Below are 15544 nucleotides of genomic sequence, written 5' to 3' on the forward strand. Positions count from 1 at the left end.
AGAGCTAAGATGAACGATATTTTAAGTAAAGACCCAATGGATGAAGAAGTTGCGTTGGAAAAATCCCTTCGACCACAATTTTTGAGTCAATATATTGGGCAAGATAAAATTAAAGAGCAATTAGAAATTTTTATTAAAGCAGCCAAAATGCGTGAAGAAGTTCTGGACCACGTTCTTTTGTTTGGCCCTCCAGGTTTGGGAAAAACGACAATGGCATTTGTGATTGCTAATGAACTCGGTGTTCACATTAAGCAAACGGCTGGACCGGCCATCGAAAAACCGGGAGATTTGGTGGCCATTCTCAATGAGTTAGAGCCGGGAGATGTCTTATTTATTGACGAAATACATCGATTGCCAATGCAAGTAGAAGAAATCTTATATTCCGCTATGGAAGATTTCTATATCGATATTATGCTAGGCAATGGTGACGGTTCACGCTCTGTTCACCTGGATTTACCCCCATTTACTTTGGTCGGTGCGACAACGCGAGCAGGGATGCTATCGAACCCCTTACGGGCACGTTTTGGAATTACGGCTCACATGGAATATTATAATGAAACGAGCCTAGAAGAAATTATCAAGAGGACGGCTGACATTTTTGAAGTTGATGTCATTGATGATGCCGCTCTTGAAATTGCATTGCGAAGTCGTGGGACACCGCGTATTGCTAACCGTTTACTGAAACGTGTCCGAGATTTCGCACAAATTATGGGGAATGGAACAGTTGACAAATTGATTACAGATAAAGCACTGACCATTCTTGATGTCGATAATGAAGGGCTTGATTATATTGACCAGAAGATTTTGCGAAATATGATAGAAATGTATGCTGGAGGACCAGTTGGCCTTTCGACAATCGCGGTCAATATTGCTGAAGATCGTGAAACAGTTGAAGATATGTATGAGCCTTATCTAATTCAGAAAGGGTTTATCATGCGTACGAAACAAGGAAGAAAAGCAACACAGCGAGCTTATGCACATCTCGGTTACCCTTACCCTACCGAAAACTAATTTTGTTAAGACTGCTAAAAAAACTGCAAAATATTGCAGTTTTTTTTAATTTTTCTTGCTATTTATGACAAAAAAATTAAATACATTTCGATGTAAGATAATCTAACATCTATGCTTGACAGTCCCATTTTCAAAGGCTATAATAAACGACATGGAGGAATGACAGATTGAAAGAGCGTGAACTTAGACGTTCAATGGCAGTTCTGCCAATTGGAACGGTGATGAAATTGACAGACCTATCTGCTCGCCAGATTCGTTACTATGAGGAACAGCACTTGATTTTCCCTGAACGAAATGAAGGGAACAGAAGAATGTACTCGCTCAATGACATTGATGTCCTTTTTGAAATCAGCGATTTGCTTTCAGAAGGAAATAATGTTGCCGAAATAAAGCAAATTTTTGCTAAACAGAAGGTGAAAAAAGCAAGATCACTTTCAATTAATGAGGTTCACGCAGCCTTAGAGCATGAGTTTACTCAACAAGGACGTTTTAATAATCTTTCAGATTCCAGTCACTTTAGTCAACCGAGGATGTAAGAATTTTTGACATTGGTCTATATTCTTTCATCAAATTAAAAATGTAGGAGCACTTTTTTATGACAATCACAGCTGCAGACATCCGTCGAGATGTTAAAGAGAAAGACATCAAGTTTTTACGTTTGATGTTTACCGATATCCTCGGTACACTTAAGAACGTAGAAGTACCTGCTACGGATGAGCAATTGGACAAACTTTTTGAAAATAAGATGATGTTTGATGGTTCTTCAATTGAAGGTTTTGTACGTATCAACGAATCAGATATGTATCTTTACCCAGACCTAAACACTTGGATTGTATTCCCATGGGGCGACGAGTATGGTAAAGTTGCTGGTGTTATTTGTGACGTTTACACACCAGAAGGTGAACCTTTTGCAGGAGATCCACGTGGTGTCTTGAAACGTAATCTTAAGAAAATGGTAGACGCGGGTTTTGAAAGCTTTAATCTCGGACCAGAACCAGAATTCTTCCTTTTCAAATTGAACGAAAAAGAAGAACCTACACTTGAAGTCAATGATAAAGGCGGTTACTTTGATCTTGCTCCCACAGATCTTGCAGGCAACACGCGTCGTGAAATTGTAAATGTTTTGACTGATTTGGGATTTGAAGTTGAGGCTTCACACCATGAAGTAGCTGTTGGACAACATGAGATTGACTTCAAGTATGCGAATGCCCTCAAAGCTTGTGATAACATTCAAATTTTTAAACTTGTCGTTAAAACTATTGCACGTAAACATGGTCTTCATGCAACATTTATGGCAAAACCTAAATTTGGCATCAATGGTTCGGGGATGCATTGTAATATGTCACTGTTTACAGCAGATGGAAAAAATGCATTTGATGAACCAAATGGGGATTTAGGACTATCCGATGTAGCTCACAGCTTTATTGCAGGACTTTTGAAACATGCTTATAATTTTACTGCGATAACAAATCCAACGGTAAATTCATACAAACGTTTGGTGCCAGGCTATGAAGCTCCAGTTTATATTGCGTGGGCTGGACGTAACCGTTCACCATTGATTCGTGTCCCTGCATCCCGTGGAATGTCAACACGGGTAGAACTTCGTGCAGTTGATCCAACTGCTAATCCATATCTTGCACTTGCAGTTTTACTTGCCTCAGGTCTTGATGGAGTTAACAATAAACTTGAAGCACCTGAAGCAATCGAATCTAATATTTATGTGATGACCGAAGATGAGCGCAGAGAACATGGAATTACAGATTTGCCTTCAACTTTACACAATGCTGTTAAAGCACTTCGTGAAGATGATGTCGTTATTGAAGCTCTCGGAAGTCATGTTTTGACAAATTTTGTGGAAGCAAAGAGGATCGAATGGGCATCTTACGCACAGTTTGTGACACAATGGGAAATTGACAATTATTTGGAACTTTATTAAGAAATCAAAAGCATCTATGGATGCTTTTTTATATTGTTGATAGTAATTGAATATGCTATGATAACGCTAAAATTAGGAGGGAGGCAAACGAAGAAACCAGTAGCTCTGATCGTGAGTATAACAATTGTACTGGTTTGTTTAATATTGAGCGTGATTTTGTATTCTGATAGTAAAAAAACCCAGGAGCATACGATAGCTACTCCTCAATTTAACTTACCTAAACAGGTTCAATTTGATGGGAAAAGGTATTTTGAAAGTGCCATTCTAAGTTTTTCTCCGCAAACAGATAATAACTCTCAATTTAATTTGTCAGGCCTGAAGGAGATTGGACAAAAAGGAAAGAATCCACACAGTCAATATTCAAATTAACGATTTTTCTCAGTCTGACTTTGTAGGACGAACGATGACCCAAAAATACAAAGGAATTACTCCAACAGGATCAAACCTTTATGTTGATTCGATTGATCGAGTGAAATCTTTGCCTCAAGCTTTTCAAATGCTTAATCCTAAAAGAGTAAATCTGGAAGGGCAATATTTAAAAGGATCTGACCTAACATCGTTTTTATCAGGGGCTACGCTTGCGTTGCAAGATTTAAAGAAAACACATCGAATTTTAAGTGAAACTCCAGTTGCGGAAGTTTATTATTACCATGAAGAAAATCAAAATGTTTTTTGAATGCAGAAATTTATGATGAAGGTGCAGCCTCTTTTGTTATTGCAATAGAACCCCCAGAAGGTAAAACAGTTGAGGGATGGACCTTACCTAATGACATTAGTAAATTACCAATTTGGAAATTTTATCTTGCTGGTGAGAAATAATATTTCTAACTAAAACACAAATCGATTTTCAAGAACAGTTTTATTGAATTTTTTGTAGATATTAGATAAAATTAATTAAGTAAAAGATTAGAAAGCGAATACAATATGGACAATACAGAAAGTTTGAAGGCCTCACTTCTAGGCTTGGAATATGGGAAAGTTGCGACACTTGCGATGGTTGAACGTGGAGCCTATGCAGAACCAGAAGACATTGCAGAACCAGAACCAGATGATGCCATTACAGGTGCTTCAAAATTTCAATCTAGTGTGATCACTGATTTAGCACAAGAAGTTCAACTGGAAGGTGAGGATTTAACAATTGTTAAACGTCGCGATGAAGACGAAGCAATGACTCAGGCTGATTTTGATTGGTTTATTGAACAAATGACTAAGAAAAAACATCTTGTAATCGTTGAGTGCCTTGCAATGGGAACGACTGAAATCAAAGCTTTTTTGAATACTCTGATCGATAAAAATTTGCTCAAATCAACGAAACTTGTCTTACTAGATTTACCTACTATTGAGTTCATGACATTGCGTGATACGTTTGCTGGTGTGATTGAATTATAAGGTGAGGCTGTGAAATAATCCATCTAAAAAAGACTTTGCTTGGACAAAGTCTTTATTTTTTTAAAAATTGTGTTTGGAATTCACGTGAGTGGGCCATGATATCTTTGTAAGTACTGACAATAGACGCTTGATAGTCGGGGTTTTTAACATATGAACCAACTTTGTCGAGGACAATTTGTTCGCGATTACTGTCAAGAACGGCTTTCCCGCTCTTTTTTTTGTACTCAGCAACTTGCAGGACCAGCACCATTCTGTGCTCAATTAAGGCTGTCAATGCCTGATCTGTTTCGTCAATTTGTTTTCTAATTTCATCTAAATTCATGAGTTTATTATATCAGAATTAGTTTGAAAAGTGTATAATATTCTCAAAAGGAAAACACAATGGAAATTAGAAAAGCAGAAGAAAAAGACTGTCCGGTCTTATTGACGTTACTGAGTCAAATTAGTCGTTACCATTATCTAGGACGTCCAGATATTTTTAGAGCTGACAGTAGTAAATACTCACTTCAACAAGTGAAAGAAATGATTGCCAGCATTAACCAACCTATTTTTGTTGCTGTTGATGAAAGCGATGAGGTGTTGGGTTACGCCATGATAAAAATCAAGACACAGGTGGACCATCCCGTGCTTGCACCCTTTAAAGTTCTCTATTTAGATGATTTGTGCGTTGACGAAAAAGCAAGGAAAAGCGGAATTGGTCATGAGTTAATGGACCATATTAAAACATATGCCAAAACGATAGGTTGTTCACGCATAGAATTAAATGTTTGGGACTTTCCCGGTTCAGCAGAAACTTTTTATGAAGAAAATGGCTTCCGTGTTCAGCGACGAGGAATGGAATTTTGGTTATAAAAGTTAACTCGGAAGACCGGGCTTTTTCTTTATTCACTACTTGACAATATAAATTAGCTAGTGTATACCACGGTAGTATATTATATAAAATAGTGAAAGAGAAACAGGTTGGGAGAAATAAATCCACAATTATTGAAAGGGGCGCTTGACGGGGCTTGCTTCTTGTGATTTCTCAAGGGGAAACTTGTGTGGTACGCAATTACTGAAAAGCTTGAAAAAATGGGCTTTCTGTCCATTGCAGCAGGTACGATATATCCAATTCTACAAAAATTAGAGCGAACAGGTTTAATTGCTGGAGAAATGCGTGCTTCAACTGAGGGACCAAAAAGGAAAAATTTCACAATTACTTTAGCAGGAAAGACTAGACTAGAAGAATTCTTAAAAGATTGGGACAATTTGACAGCAGCTATGACACACTTAATAGGGGAAATAAATTAATGAAGACGAAAGATATTATGATCGAAAATAATCAATATCGAGAGCTGCTCAATGAAGAAAATAAATCTTTTTATAAGGCCCTCCTGTTAACTGTCCGCAGCCGAAGTTTTTTTAAAAGATGAACAAGTTTACGAAGAGCTTCTATATTTTAGAATTAATCAAAAAAATGAAAATATAGAAGCATTACAAAGCGGCCAAAAATCTCAATTTCAATAAATTGAACAAAAATTACCGTTGCCCAAAGAATACACAATGTGCTATAATTACTTCTGAGGAAATAAATCAATGAAAAGCCCGTTAATGTCGCATTTTGATACAGATATTGAAATTCCTGATTCACTTAGAACGGAAAACAAAATATATTATCGTGAATACTTAAAAGATTACGTCTCACTATTTTCATATGGTGCTGTAGGACGACATCAATTAAACGATTTACAACGCGAAATTTTGCTTGAAATCATTCAACTTGATCACAATAATCAATTGGCAATCGATTTTTATGGTAAAACTGCAATCGATTTGGCAACAGAACGCTATAATACAAGGGAAATCGATTGGCGAAAAATAAGACGTAGCGCCAAGTCGTGGGGCCCTTTTTTAGTAGTTACGTTTTTCCTTCTCCTTTATTTTTCAATTAAATTAAACAACTTTGTCGGATTGGATGCTTTTATTCTCATTTCTGGGTTCAAGTTAATTGGACCAATAAATGACTACTTACTTAAGCATGAAAGTCGGATAATGCGCACCAGAGTGAAGTGGGTGATTTATGTACTTTGGTTTATTTTATGGGGCGCACTCAATATATTAATATTTTCCTTGTTTGGTTGATATAGCATGGATAAAAATGGTCTCAAAAAATGATATAATGAAGTTAATATCAATAGAGGCTTTTTTATTTTATCCAGAATGTGAAAAATTTGCCTTATTTGCGAAAAAAGTGAGAAAAAATGAACAAACAAGAAAAAATTGATGCCTACGAATTACTCAATCTTCAACTAAAAGGGCTTTTGAGTGAACAAAATTACACCATTTCTAATTTGTCTAATGCGGCAGCTTTGCTTTGGTCAACCTTACCACAGCAAGTCTACACCGGTTTTTACTTGTTCAACGGGGAGCAATTAATTTTGGGCCCTTTTCAAGGCTCAGTTTCTTGTGTTGAAATTGCTTTAGGGAAGGGTGTTTGCGGTCAGTCTGCCCAAGATCGTGAAACGATTATTGTTGAAAATGTAAAAGAACACAAAAATTATATTTCTTGTGATAGTAAAGCAATGTCTGAAATTGTTGTTCCATTGATTAAAAATAATAAGCTCGTTGGCGTTCTTGATTTAGACAGCACAGAAATTGGTTTTTATGATGAGGTCGATCAAAAATATCTTTCAGAATTTGCCGATATTTTATGTGATGAGACTGATTTTAAATTTTTCGAAATTGGTTAAATTGAAAATACAGAAGCCAATGTTGTCGAGATACTTTTGGATAGGCACATAGGTGTCGCAGCCAAAATGGACAATCACGGAGATCGAATTAATCAGGAAGGAAACTATGTCATACCAAGCGCTATATAGAAAATACAGAAGCCAACGTTTTGATGAGATGGTTGGGCAAGAGGTTGTTGCGACAACCTTAAAAAATGCAATCGTCAATCATCAGATTTCGCACGCTTATTTATTTAGTGGACCACGTGGAACAGGAAAGACGTCAGCTGCTAAAATATTTGCGAAAGCTATTAATTGCCCCAATCAAGTTGATGGAGAGCCTTGTAATAATTGTTTTATTTGCGATTCGATTACCAAGGGAACGCTTGAAGACGTCATTGAACTTGATGCGGCAAGTAACAATGGAGTTGATGAGATTCGTGAGATTCGGGATAAATCAACTTACGCGGCAACTCATGCCACATATAAAGTATATATTATCGATGAAGTCCATATGCTATCAACAGGGGCTTTTAATGCGCTGTTGAAAACGCTTGAAGAACCAACTGAAAATGTCGTTTTTGTCTTGGCAACGACTGAATTGCAAAAGATCCCAGCCACAATTATTTCTCGGGTACAACGCTTTGCTTTTAAATCAATAACGACAAATGAAATTCAAGGCCATTTAGCAGATGTTCTTCAAGAAGAAAAAATAGAATTTGATCCGACTGCATTAGAAGTTATCGCCAAATCAGCCGAAGGAGGAATGCGTGATGCCCTTTCATTGCTAGATCAAGCCCTTTCATTTTCTGACGGTCAATTGAAAGAAAAAGATGCGCTCTTAGTAACGGGCTCCATTGCAAATGAGGCACTGATCGCTTATGTAGACGCCCTTAAACAAAACGATGAAACGTCAGCTCTGACGGAGTTGGACAAAATCTTCCTTGAAGGTAAAAATATGCTTCGATTCACAGAGGATTTATTGGCTTATTTCCGCGATATGCTACTTAAAGCTGATGAAAAGAATCGCACACAACTTTTTAGCTGGATTGACATCGCGATTGACTCTCTGAAAAATATTAAGGAAACAACACATACCAAAATAGCTGCGGATGTAATGACTATGAGACTCGCTGAAGTTTATCAGACCCCAGTAAGTTCATTGGGAAGCAATCAAGAATTGCAGGAAGTATTGCAGGGATTTTCAAAATTAAGTCAAGATTACAAGGCATTAAGTCAAGAAATTTCGGAATTAAAAGCACAAATTGCATCAGGTACCGTTCAAACAAAAGTACAGGCCTCAGCAACTCCTGTGGTCAGTGCTGATAAATCAAAATCGTCAGGGCATTCAAATTCAGTTAATCGTGATTTGATATATAAGGCTCTTGGCGAAGCAACGCGTGAGGCACTCAATGCGGCCAATAAAGCCTGGCCAGAATTAGTTGCAAGTATCAGTATTCCAGCAGAGCGTGCTCTTTTGAATAATACGAAACCGGCAGCGGCTGGTGAGCATTATTTGGTTGTGACATTTCCCCACGTTAACTTGGCAAAGCGCGTGACTGAGAATGCCGAATTGCAATTAACATGTGGCAATTTGCTCAGTTCTATCGCAGGTTTTTCACCTGAAATCATTGCATTGGCAGAGTCTGATTGGAAAGAAATTCGGAGTGAGTATGTTGCTGAATTGAAAACTAAAAAGTCGCCTTCTGAAGAAGTTGAAGAGCAGAAAGAACTAGAAGATGAAGGACTAGCCATGGCGAAATCTCTATTTGGTGAAAAAGTCGTTGAAATTGATGATTAAATTTTTGTTAAAGATGAAACAAAAAAACCGCTCTTTGGCGGTTTTTTACTTATTTATTTACTTATAGTTACGGTCTAAATTAACTTCTTCAAGTGGAATAATTTTTGTTTTTTTGATGATTTTATAACCAAAATACAGGACAAGGAAGAGCGGTAAGGCCATATAGGTAGTTAAAATCGCTGACCAATTCCATTGTGTGAATGAACCGACGAAATTATCAGTTCCATAACTTTGACCAAGTGTAATAGCAACAGACATGATCAAAGCAAGAATTGGACCAACGGGGAACCATTTTGCATGATAGCCAAGTTCGCTGACGCTGTGCCCCTGTTTAATGAAGGCACGACGGAAACGGTAGTGTGAAATGGCTATCCCAATCCAAGCCAGAAAGCCAGAAAGTCCAGAAGCTGCTAACAAATAGTTATAGAAACCAGTTCCGAAAATACTTGTAACAAAAGCGAAAAGCCCGATAATGGTCGTTGTAATAACGGCAATTGCGGGAACCCCTTTGCCATCTTTTGTTTTGCTAAATGCCTTTGGCGCATAGCCTTCAAGTGAGAGTGAATAAAGCATACGTGAAGCAGCATAAAGCCATGAATTAGCAGCTGAAATTACAGATGTAAGAATGACAGCGTTCATCACAGATGCAGCTGCCGCAAGGCCAGCGTGTTCAAAAATTAAAGTGAAAGGTGAAATCGAAATATCACTGTTTGCAGCTGCACGAAGCAAGTTTGGATCTTTATACCAGATGAGTGCGCCAATGACAAAAATTGTTGCAAAATAGAAAATAAGAATACGCCAGAAAACTTGTTTAATTGCTGTAGGAACAGCTTTTTCTGGGTCTTCTGATTCACCAGCAGCAATTCCGACGATTTCTGTACCTTGGAAAGAGAAACCAGCTATCATCAATACAGCAAGCATACCACCTGCCCCACCGACAAATCCATGATTACCTCCAGCTGACAAGTTTCTTGCGACGTCAAGATTTGGTTGGTGCATGATTCCAAAAATAGTTAGAACACCGACAGCCAAGAAAGCAATAACGGCAATGACTTTTACCAAAGCCATCCAAAATTCTGATTCTCCATAGGCACGTGCCGAAGTTAAATTAATGATAAAAATCAAGAATAAAATGATCGCGGACCAGATCCATGTTGGGACATCAGGCAACCAAAATTTCATGATTAAACCAACTGTTGCCGCTTCAACCGCAACGGTAATAGCTGAGTTAAACCAATAATTCCACCCCATCGCAAAACCAAATGCTTTGTCCACATAACGGGTTGCAAATGTTGCAAAAGAACCCGAAATTGGGAGATAAGAGGCCATTTCGCCAAGTGAGGTCATTAAGAAAAAGACCATTACCCCTATCGCAGCATAGGCAACAAGGGCACCCAAAGGTCCTGCTTGCGAAATCGTTGCACCGGAGGCAATAAATAGACCAGTACCAATTGTTCCACCAAGTGCAATCATTGTTAAATGACGCTGTTTCAATCCACGCTTAACTTGCGTGTTTTCAGTTTTTTCCATTGTTTAGGAACTCCAAATAAATTTTTACACAAAAACAAAAAAAGTAATCTACAAGAGATTACTAAACGCACGAAAAAAACAAAAGTCTTTAAAATACGAATAGCACTCCGCAATAACCTCGCGACAGTCCAACAAGTATTTCTTGTTGGCCCAAAACTTTTGTAAAAGCAAGCAAAAGTCTTTCGGCAACCGCTCCCTACTTGCGTTTCAATGCAGTGCTTTCTGCTCAACGTAAGTTTCTATTGGTTGCAACCTCTATATGTGTATGCTTTATATCTTAAATCTTTTTATCACAGATGTCAAGTTTGAATAATTATACATTAACAATTTATTTACATTTCCATTATTACTGGCTGAAGCTTTTATGATATAATTAGTTAGAATTAACTGGGCTTTGCGTTCATCATAAGTGACAGCGAGCGACAGATAAAATGGAGAGAAAAATGGATTTTATTCGTGCAATAATCCTTGGGATTATTGAAGGTATAACAGAGTGGTTACCGATCTCATCGACAGGACATTTAATCATTGCTGAAGAATTTATTAAATTAAATCAGTCAGCTACCTTTAAAGAAATGTTTGATGTTGTTATTCAACTGGGTGCAATTTTATCTGTTCTAGTTTTGTATTTCCATAAACTGAACCCGTTCAGTAAAACGAAAACAGCAAGAGAAATTCAATTGACCTGGCGTTTGTGGGCCAAAGTAATTGTTGCCTGTGTTCCTGCCGCAGTGATTGGGCTCCTTTTTGACAATTGGTTAAACGCACATTTTTATAATTTTGTCTTTGTTGCCATTATGCTAATTGTTTATGGGTTTGCCTTTATTGTAATTGAACGCCGGTGGGTACCTGAACATCAGTTGACAATCACTAATATTGACCGTCTACCTTATCGGACTGCATTCTTTATTGGTGCTTTCCAGGTTTTGTCATTACTGCCAGGAACATCACGTTCCGGCGCAACAATCATTGGTGGGCTTTTACTCGGTGTTAGTCGTGAAGTTGCTGCAGAATTTACATTCTTCCTTGGAATTCCAATTATGTTTGGAGCCTCATTGCTTAAGATTGTGAAGTTCTTTATGCATAACAGCATCACATTGACCCAATTGGGGATTTTGCTCCTTGCTTGTCTTGTTGCTTTTAGTGTTTCAATGGTGGCGATTCAATGGTTAGTGGGTTATGTTAAAAAACACGATTTCACATTCTTTGGGAAATATCGAATTGTACTTGGCTCGCTTTTGCTAGTTTATGCACTCTTCAAAGCAATTCTTCATTAATTATTTATAAAATAAAACCACTTGCTAAAGTAAGTGGTTTTTGTTTGTACTAATTTGTGCTTGTAGAAGCGTCTGTAGAGTAAGAAGAGAACATATTTTGAAGTAGCTCTTCAATTGTAGTTGTTTTAGATGTGTCAGGTTCAACAATAGCAGCCGAGGATTTTGATGCTTTCGATTGGCTACTGAATTTAAAATCCAATGAATCATTTGAAGAGGACTTGTCAGTGCTGACAAGCACGCCAGAAACAGTTGCGTTAGATTGTTTTGTTTTGCCATTGATTGTAGTGTCAACTGTCAAGGTTTTAAATTTAACATTTTTAGTTTCTTTTGTGAAATCTTTCAATTGTTGCTCAGAAATTTGAGATGTAATTGATGGGAATTTTTTGACAAGTTCGTCCATTGTCACATTTTTTTCCGTCAAACTAAGTGTCGTTTCATCCCCTTTTTTTGTAAAATTACTATCGGAAATGTCTTTATAAGATTTTTCAATGTCAGATTTAGATTTTGTGCTTGTTTTCATCAATTCATCAATCGTTGAACTCCAGTTTTGAGTAGAATTTTTAGAAAGACTGCTATCTAACATGGCTTGGCTGATTGACACATACGGTGTTTTAAGCCCATTGATCATTGAGTCATAAAGGCTAGCATACTGACCAGCGCTCTTGGATAGATTGGGCGCTGCAAGACTGTTATATAAGGACTTAACATCAGAGCTATTCAAGTAAATGCCATCTTTACCAAGAATAAGATTAATGCTATATGCCTTATTGTCAACAGAAATTTTACCATTCAAATCGACCGTCTTATTTTTTGTATCACGAGCAATTTTCATATCCATTGATGAGCCCTGCATCATTTTATTGGCTGATTCGCTATCTGTGCCAGATGCTTTAAATTTGTCAACAGTCACAGTTGTTTCCTGCACATTGTTATCGGAACTGTTCAAAGTCGTCAAATTAGAAATGAAAGCTTTTTTCGCTTCATCGCTGTTCTTTTGAGAGCAGGCAGTTAATGACAGAGCTGCCAAAGCTACCGCAGTGATTGGTATAATCTTCTTCATAATAAATCCTACTATTAATCCCCTAATAGTAATAGTTTAACAGAAATTGGTTGCGTTTGCAAAATGGTTACAAAATAAATATTTTAAGATTATTCGATTAAGAGAAGATGAGCTTGCAAATCTGACTTAATTCTGATATAATAATTACTTGTGGTAAAAAGCCACAACTTGCGTAGGCTCCAACCTACGTCATTAGTCCAAAAGGAGGAAATATCAATGACAAAATACGAAATTCTTTACATTATTCGTCCAAACATTGATGAAGAAGCTAAAAATGCCCTTGTTGCTCGTTTCGACGAAATCTTGACAAGCAATGGTGCAGTTAACGTTGAGTCTAAAGACTGGGAAAAACGCAAACTTGCTTACGAAATCAACGATTTCCGCGAAGGTTTGTACCACCTTGTTACTTTCGAAGCTGAAACTACTTCAGAAGCTACAAGCGAATTTGACCGTCTTTCTAAAATCAACGACGACATTCTTCGTCACATGATTGTAAAAGTGGAAGCTTAATTAGCTTAATCACTGGATGTCGCTTCCTCATAGGAAGTATCGGAGGATTATATGATTAATAATGTTGTTTTAGTTGGTCGTCTCGTGCGCGATCCTGAACTTCGATATACACCATCAAACGTTGCAGTTGCAACATTTACAGTGGCTGTTAATCGTCGTTTCAAAAATGCAAATGGTGAACGTGAAGCAGATTTTATTAACTGTGTCATCTGGCGTCAGTCTGCCGAAAATTTGGCAAATTGGGCTAAAAAAGGTGCGTTGATTGGTGTAACTGGTTCAATCCAAGTTCGTAATTATGAAAATCAACAAGGTCAACGTGTATACGTAACTGAAGTGATTGCAGATAATTTCCAAATGCTTGAAAGCCGTTCGACTCGTGATGGAGGAAATTCTGGTTCATACACTGCGCCTCAACAAAACCGTCCGTCGACACCTACGTCTAACAACACAACAAACTCAACACCAAATTTCGGACGTGATGCAGACCCATTTGCTGGTGGCTCACCAATGGAAATTTCGGATGATGATCTTCCATTTTAATTAATTTATTTGAATTAATTAAAATATATCAAGAATAATATAAGGAGAAAAAACATGGCACAACAACGTCGTAACAGCTTCAAACGTCGTAAAAAAGTTGACTTCATCGCTGCTAACAAAATTGAAGTCGTTGACTACAAAGATGTAGAAACTTTGAAACATTTCATCTCAGAACGCGGTAAAATCTTGCCACGTCGTGTAACTGGTACATCTGCTAAAAACCAACGTAAAGTGGTTACAGCTATCAAACGTGCACGCGTAATGGCTTTGCTTCCATTCGTAGCATCTGACGAAAACTAAGAAATTAATAAAAAGGTTTCCCTTGGGAAGTCTTTTTTTATTTTTGTGAATAAGAATAATGTGTTAAAATGAAAGAAAATAAGAAAAAGCAAATCTGAAAAGAGGGGCAGAATGAAAAATTTAAGTGAGGCGGAAACATATTGCTGGAATTATATCCAAGAAAATATTGCGAAAGTCCCAAATTTAACAATTCAAAAAATTGCTCAAGACGCTCATGTTAGTCTTTCAACTGTAAGCAGAACCCTGAAAAAGAAGGGCTATGATGGCTATTCAGAATTCAAACAAACTGTTCGTCAGACAAAAAATGAACGCAGAAAAAATGGCTTCTCAAAAGAAGTAAACCGTGCCATACATAAAAATGAAGTTGAAATTATGCGGACCATTAACCAACTTTCTTCTGAAGATATTGAATCTGCTGTGAGATTAATTGATCATCAGAAGAAGATAATGATTTTCTCAGCAGGATTGAGTTCAAATGTTGCAAGAGAAATGATGAGCAAGCTCCAGCTTTTTGGTAAAGACTGTACCAGCCATGATGATTTTGATTATATGAAGTATTACGCATCACGAGCTAATAGAGATTATTTGGTAATCGCTATATCCATTAGTGGTGCGACCCCTGAAATTGCCCAAGCCTTACATATTGCAAAGTCTCATGGTTCTAAAATCATTGCATTGACTGCAGCCAACCCAAGTATCATTTCAGACCAAGCAGACATCTGTATTAATGCTTACAAATCAAAAATAAAAGAAATAAACTTTGGATTAGACGTGGGGAGTCGAATTCCTCTCCAAGTGGTTACACGGATCCTTTTGGACTCCTATGCGATTTATAAGGATTTAGCCCCCATACGAGAAGATAATAATTAAAGAAGTTGGTGACAACTTCTTTTTTTGGGAAAATTTTCCTAAAAATTTTAGACGGTTAGGTAAAATTTTCGTTTTAAATATTTTATACTTAAGCTGAGAAGATGGGATGAAAGCAGGTTTAGATATGCCAAATATACTATTGACGAGAGTTGACAATCGTTTGATCCATGGGCAAGTAGGTGTAACATGGACGAAAACACTTGGCGCAAATTTAATTGTTGTCGCAGATGATGAGACATCCTCAAATGAAATGATGCAAAGTTTGATGCAAGTTACGGCAAAAAGTTCTGGTGCGGAAACAAGATTTTTTACTTTAGAAAAGACAATTAAAATTATTGATAAAGCAGCCCCACGACAAAAAATATTTATTGTTGTGAAGACTCCACATTCAGCGAGAGTACTGGTGGAAGGAGGTGTTCCAATAAAAGAACTTAATATTGGAAATATGCATTTTAGTGATGGGAAGCGGGCCTTAAACAAAAAGGTTTATGTTGATGATCAAGACGTTGAAGATTTCAAAATACTCATTGAGAATGGCGTTAATGTCTATATCCAAGATTTACCAGGAGATGTAAAGGAGCAAGTAAGCCATTTGATTTAAAAGAATTAAAG

General features: G+C 37.3%; 21 protein-coding genes and 1 riboswitch. Of the genes, 18 read left to right on the forward strand and 3 right to left on the reverse strand.

Annotated features, from left to right (window positions below; all coding sequences use genetic code 11):
* The first annotated feature begins 9 nt into the window (after window positions 1-9).
* From ruvB to RT41_RS06600, 7 genes are all read left to right on the forward strand, one after another.
* Window positions 10-1011 carry a Holliday junction branch migration DNA helicase RuvB gene (gene ruvB / locus RT41_RS06575; RefSeq protein WP_054639642.1) on the forward strand — a complete coding sequence of 334 codons (1002 nt, stop codon included), beginning with the start codon at window positions 10-12 and terminating at the stop codon, window positions 1009-1011.
* A gap of 167 nt (window positions 1012-1178) precedes the next feature.
* Window positions 1179-1547, forward strand: a complete 369-nt coding sequence (locus RT41_RS06580; RefSeq protein WP_054639641.1) for a MerR family transcriptional regulator — start codon at window positions 1179-1181, stop codon at window positions 1545-1547.
* Between the two features lie 59 nt (window positions 1548-1606).
* Window positions 1607-2947 carry a type I glutamate--ammonia ligase gene (gene glnA, locus RT41_RS06585; protein ID WP_096818330.1) on the forward strand — a complete coding sequence of 447 codons (1341 nt, stop codon included), beginning with the start codon at window positions 1607-1609 and terminating at the stop codon, window positions 2945-2947.
* A gap of 36 nt (window positions 2948-2983) precedes the next feature.
* A complete protein-coding gene (locus RT41_RS06590) occupies window positions 2984-3316 on the forward strand; it encodes a hypothetical protein (protein ID WP_054639640.1) in 333 nt (110 codons plus the stop codon).
* 34 nt (window positions 3317-3350) lie between these two features.
* Window positions 3351-3623, forward strand: coding sequence for a hypothetical protein (locus tag RT41_RS06595; protein ID WP_096818334.1), 273 nt, complete (start codon window positions 3351-3353; stop codon window positions 3621-3623).
* Window positions 3620-3766 (forward strand): hypothetical protein, encoded by a 147-nt coding sequence (locus RT41_RS10455; RefSeq protein WP_180752694.1) that lies wholly within the window; start codon window positions 3620-3622, stop codon window positions 3764-3766. Before RT41_RS06595 ends, RT41_RS10455 begins: the two co-directional genes overlap by 4 nt.
* A gap of 105 nt (window positions 3767-3871) precedes the next feature.
* A complete protein-coding gene (locus RT41_RS06600) occupies window positions 3872-4336 on the forward strand; it encodes a hypothetical protein (RefSeq protein ID WP_096818336.1) in 465 nt (154 codons plus the stop codon).
* A 52-nt stretch (window positions 4337-4388) separates the two neighbouring features.
* On the opposite strand, the gene RT41_RS06605 is transcribed toward RT41_RS06600, so the two are convergent.
* Window positions 4389-4658, reverse strand: coding sequence for a chorismate mutase (locus tag RT41_RS06605; protein WP_054639638.1), 270 nt, complete (start codon window positions 4656-4658; stop codon window positions 4389-4391).
* A gap of 59 nt (window positions 4659-4717) precedes the next feature.
* Between RT41_RS06605 and RT41_RS06610 the strand changes: the two genes are divergently transcribed.
* The 5 genes from RT41_RS06610 (at window position 4718) to dnaX (ending at window position 8845) form a co-directional block, all read left to right on the forward strand.
* Window positions 4718-5188 (forward strand): GNAT family N-acetyltransferase, encoded by a 471-nt coding sequence (locus tag RT41_RS06610; RefSeq protein ID WP_054639637.1) that lies wholly within the window; start codon window positions 4718-4720, stop codon window positions 5186-5188.
* Between the two features lie 186 nt (window positions 5189-5374).
* Window positions 5375-5626 carry a PadR family transcriptional regulator gene (locus tag RT41_RS06615; protein WP_096818338.1) on the forward strand — a complete coding sequence of 84 codons (252 nt, stop codon included), beginning with the start codon at window positions 5375-5377 and terminating at the stop codon, window positions 5624-5626.
* A gap of 285 nt (window positions 5627-5911) precedes the next feature.
* On the forward strand, window positions 5912-6457 hold the full coding sequence (locus RT41_RS06620; RefSeq protein ID WP_096818340.1) for a hypothetical protein: 546 nt from the start codon (window positions 5912-5914) through the stop codon (window positions 6455-6457).
* Window positions 6458-6576: 119 nt separating this feature from the next.
* The gene (locus tag RT41_RS06625) at window positions 6577-7065 is read left to right on the forward strand and encodes a GAF domain-containing protein (protein ID WP_096818343.1); all 489 of its coding nucleotides are present in this window, start codon (window positions 6577-6579) and stop codon (window positions 7063-7065) included.
* Between the two features lie 106 nt (window positions 7066-7171).
* Window positions 7172-8845 (forward strand): DNA polymerase III subunit gamma/tau, encoded by a 1674-nt coding sequence (dnaX, locus tag RT41_RS06630; RefSeq protein ID WP_096818346.1) that lies wholly within the window; start codon window positions 7172-7174, stop codon window positions 8843-8845.
* A 57-nt stretch (window positions 8846-8902) separates the two neighbouring features.
* Here dnaX and RT41_RS06635 read toward each other — a convergent pair whose 3' ends face one another.
* Entirely contained in the window at window positions 8903-10375 is a 1473-nt protein-coding gene (locus RT41_RS06635) for an amino acid permease (protein ID WP_096818348.1), read from the reverse strand.
* A gap of 92 nt (window positions 10376-10467) precedes the next feature.
* Window positions 10468-10641, reverse strand: a riboswitch (Lysine riboswitch).
* A gap of 177 nt (window positions 10642-10818) precedes the next feature.
* Between RT41_RS06635 and RT41_RS06640 the strand changes: the two genes are divergently transcribed.
* Window positions 10819-11652 (forward strand): undecaprenyl-diphosphate phosphatase, encoded by an 834-nt coding sequence (locus RT41_RS06640; RefSeq protein WP_096818350.1) that lies wholly within the window; start codon window positions 10819-10821, stop codon window positions 11650-11652.
* 49 nt (window positions 11653-11701) lie between these two features.
* Here RT41_RS06640 and RT41_RS06645 read toward each other — a convergent pair whose 3' ends face one another.
* On the reverse strand, window positions 11702-12712 hold the full coding sequence (locus RT41_RS06645; RefSeq protein WP_096818352.1) for an LptM family lipoprotein: 1011 nt from the start codon (window positions 12710-12712) through the stop codon (window positions 11702-11704).
* A 216-nt stretch (window positions 12713-12928) separates the two neighbouring features.
* Between RT41_RS06645 and rpsF the strand changes: the two genes are divergently transcribed.
* The 5 genes from rpsF (at window position 12929) to agaB (ending at window position 15533) form a co-directional block, all read left to right on the forward strand.
* The gene (rpsF, locus tag RT41_RS06650) at window positions 12929-13222 is read left to right on the forward strand and encodes a 30S ribosomal protein S6 (RefSeq protein WP_054639632.1); all 294 of its coding nucleotides are present in this window, start codon (window positions 12929-12931) and stop codon (window positions 13220-13222) included.
* A 51-nt stretch (window positions 13223-13273) separates the two neighbouring features.
* A complete protein-coding gene (locus tag RT41_RS06655; protein WP_054639631.1) occupies window positions 13274-13762 on the forward strand; it encodes a single-stranded DNA-binding protein in 489 nt (162 codons plus the stop codon).
* A 54-nt stretch (window positions 13763-13816) separates the two neighbouring features.
* The gene (gene rpsR / locus RT41_RS06660; RefSeq protein WP_096818354.1) at window positions 13817-14062 is read left to right on the forward strand and encodes a 30S ribosomal protein S18; all 246 of its coding nucleotides are present in this window, start codon (window positions 13817-13819) and stop codon (window positions 14060-14062) included.
* Window positions 14063-14173: 111 nt separating this feature from the next.
* Entirely contained in the window at window positions 14174-14932 is a 759-nt protein-coding gene (locus tag RT41_RS06665) for a MurR/RpiR family transcriptional regulator (protein WP_096818356.1), read from the forward strand.
* A gap of 124 nt (window positions 14933-15056) precedes the next feature.
* Window positions 15057-15533, forward strand: a complete 477-nt coding sequence (agaB, locus tag RT41_RS06670; RefSeq protein ID WP_096818417.1) for a PTS galactosamine transporter subunit IIB — start codon at window positions 15057-15059, stop codon at window positions 15531-15533.
* Window positions 15534-15544 lie beyond the last annotated feature (11 nt).

The organism is Lactococcus fujiensis JCM 16395, assembly GCF_002441655.1.
Lineage (GTDB): Bacteria > Bacillota > Bacilli > Lactobacillales > Streptococcaceae > Lactococcus > Lactococcus fujiensis.

Excerpts from the sequence above, each read along its gene's own strand:
- ruvB (WP_054639642.1), top strand. The coding sequence starts at position 10 with ATGAACGATATTTTAAGTAAAGACCCAATGGATGAAGAAGTTGCGTTG.
- glnA (WP_096818330.1), top strand. The coding sequence starts at position 1,607 with ATGACAATCACAGCTGCAGACATCCGTCGAGATGTTAAAGAGAAAGAC.
- RT41_RS06595 (WP_096818334.1), top strand. The coding sequence starts at position 3,351 with ATGACCCAAAAATACAAAGGAATTACTCCAACAGGATCAAACCTTTAT.
- RT41_RS06600 (WP_096818336.1), top strand. The coding sequence starts at position 3,872 with ATGGACAATACAGAAAGTTTGAAGGCCTCACTTCTAGGCTTGGAATAT.
- RT41_RS06605 (WP_054639638.1), bottom strand. The coding sequence starts at position 4,658 with ATGAATTTAGATGAAATTAGAAAACAAATTGACGAAACAGATCAGGCA.
- RT41_RS06610 (WP_054639637.1), top strand. The coding sequence starts at position 4,718 with ATGGAAATTAGAAAAGCAGAAGAAAAAGACTGTCCGGTCTTATTGACG.
- RT41_RS06620 (WP_096818340.1), top strand. The coding sequence starts at position 5,912 with ATGAAAAGCCCGTTAATGTCGCATTTTGATACAGATATTGAAATTCCT.
- RT41_RS06625 (WP_096818343.1), top strand. The coding sequence starts at position 6,577 with ATGAACAAACAAGAAAAAATTGATGCCTACGAATTACTCAATCTTCAA.
- dnaX (WP_096818346.1), top strand. The coding sequence starts at position 7,172 with ATGTCATACCAAGCGCTATATAGAAAATACAGAAGCCAACGTTTTGAT.
- RT41_RS06635 (WP_096818348.1), bottom strand. The coding sequence starts at position 10,375 with ATGGAAAAAACTGAAAACACGCAAGTTAAGCGTGGATTGAAACAGCGT.
- RT41_RS06640 (WP_096818350.1), top strand. The coding sequence starts at position 10,819 with ATGGATTTTATTCGTGCAATAATCCTTGGGATTATTGAAGGTATAACA.
- RT41_RS06645 (WP_096818352.1), bottom strand. The coding sequence starts at position 12,712 with ATGAAGAAGATTATACCAATCACTGCGGTAGCTTTGGCAGCTCTGTCA.
- rpsF (WP_054639632.1), top strand. The coding sequence starts at position 12,929 with ATGACAAAATACGAAATTCTTTACATTATTCGTCCAAACATTGATGAA.
- RT41_RS06655 (WP_054639631.1), top strand. The coding sequence starts at position 13,274 with ATGATTAATAATGTTGTTTTAGTTGGTCGTCTCGTGCGCGATCCTGAA.
- rpsR (WP_096818354.1), top strand. The coding sequence starts at position 13,817 with ATGGCACAACAACGTCGTAACAGCTTCAAACGTCGTAAAAAAGTTGAC.
- RT41_RS06665 (WP_096818356.1), top strand. The coding sequence starts at position 14,174 with ATGAAAAATTTAAGTGAGGCGGAAACATATTGCTGGAATTATATCCAA.
- agaB (WP_096818417.1), top strand. The coding sequence starts at position 15,057 with ATGCCAAATATACTATTGACGAGAGTTGACAATCGTTTGATCCATGGG.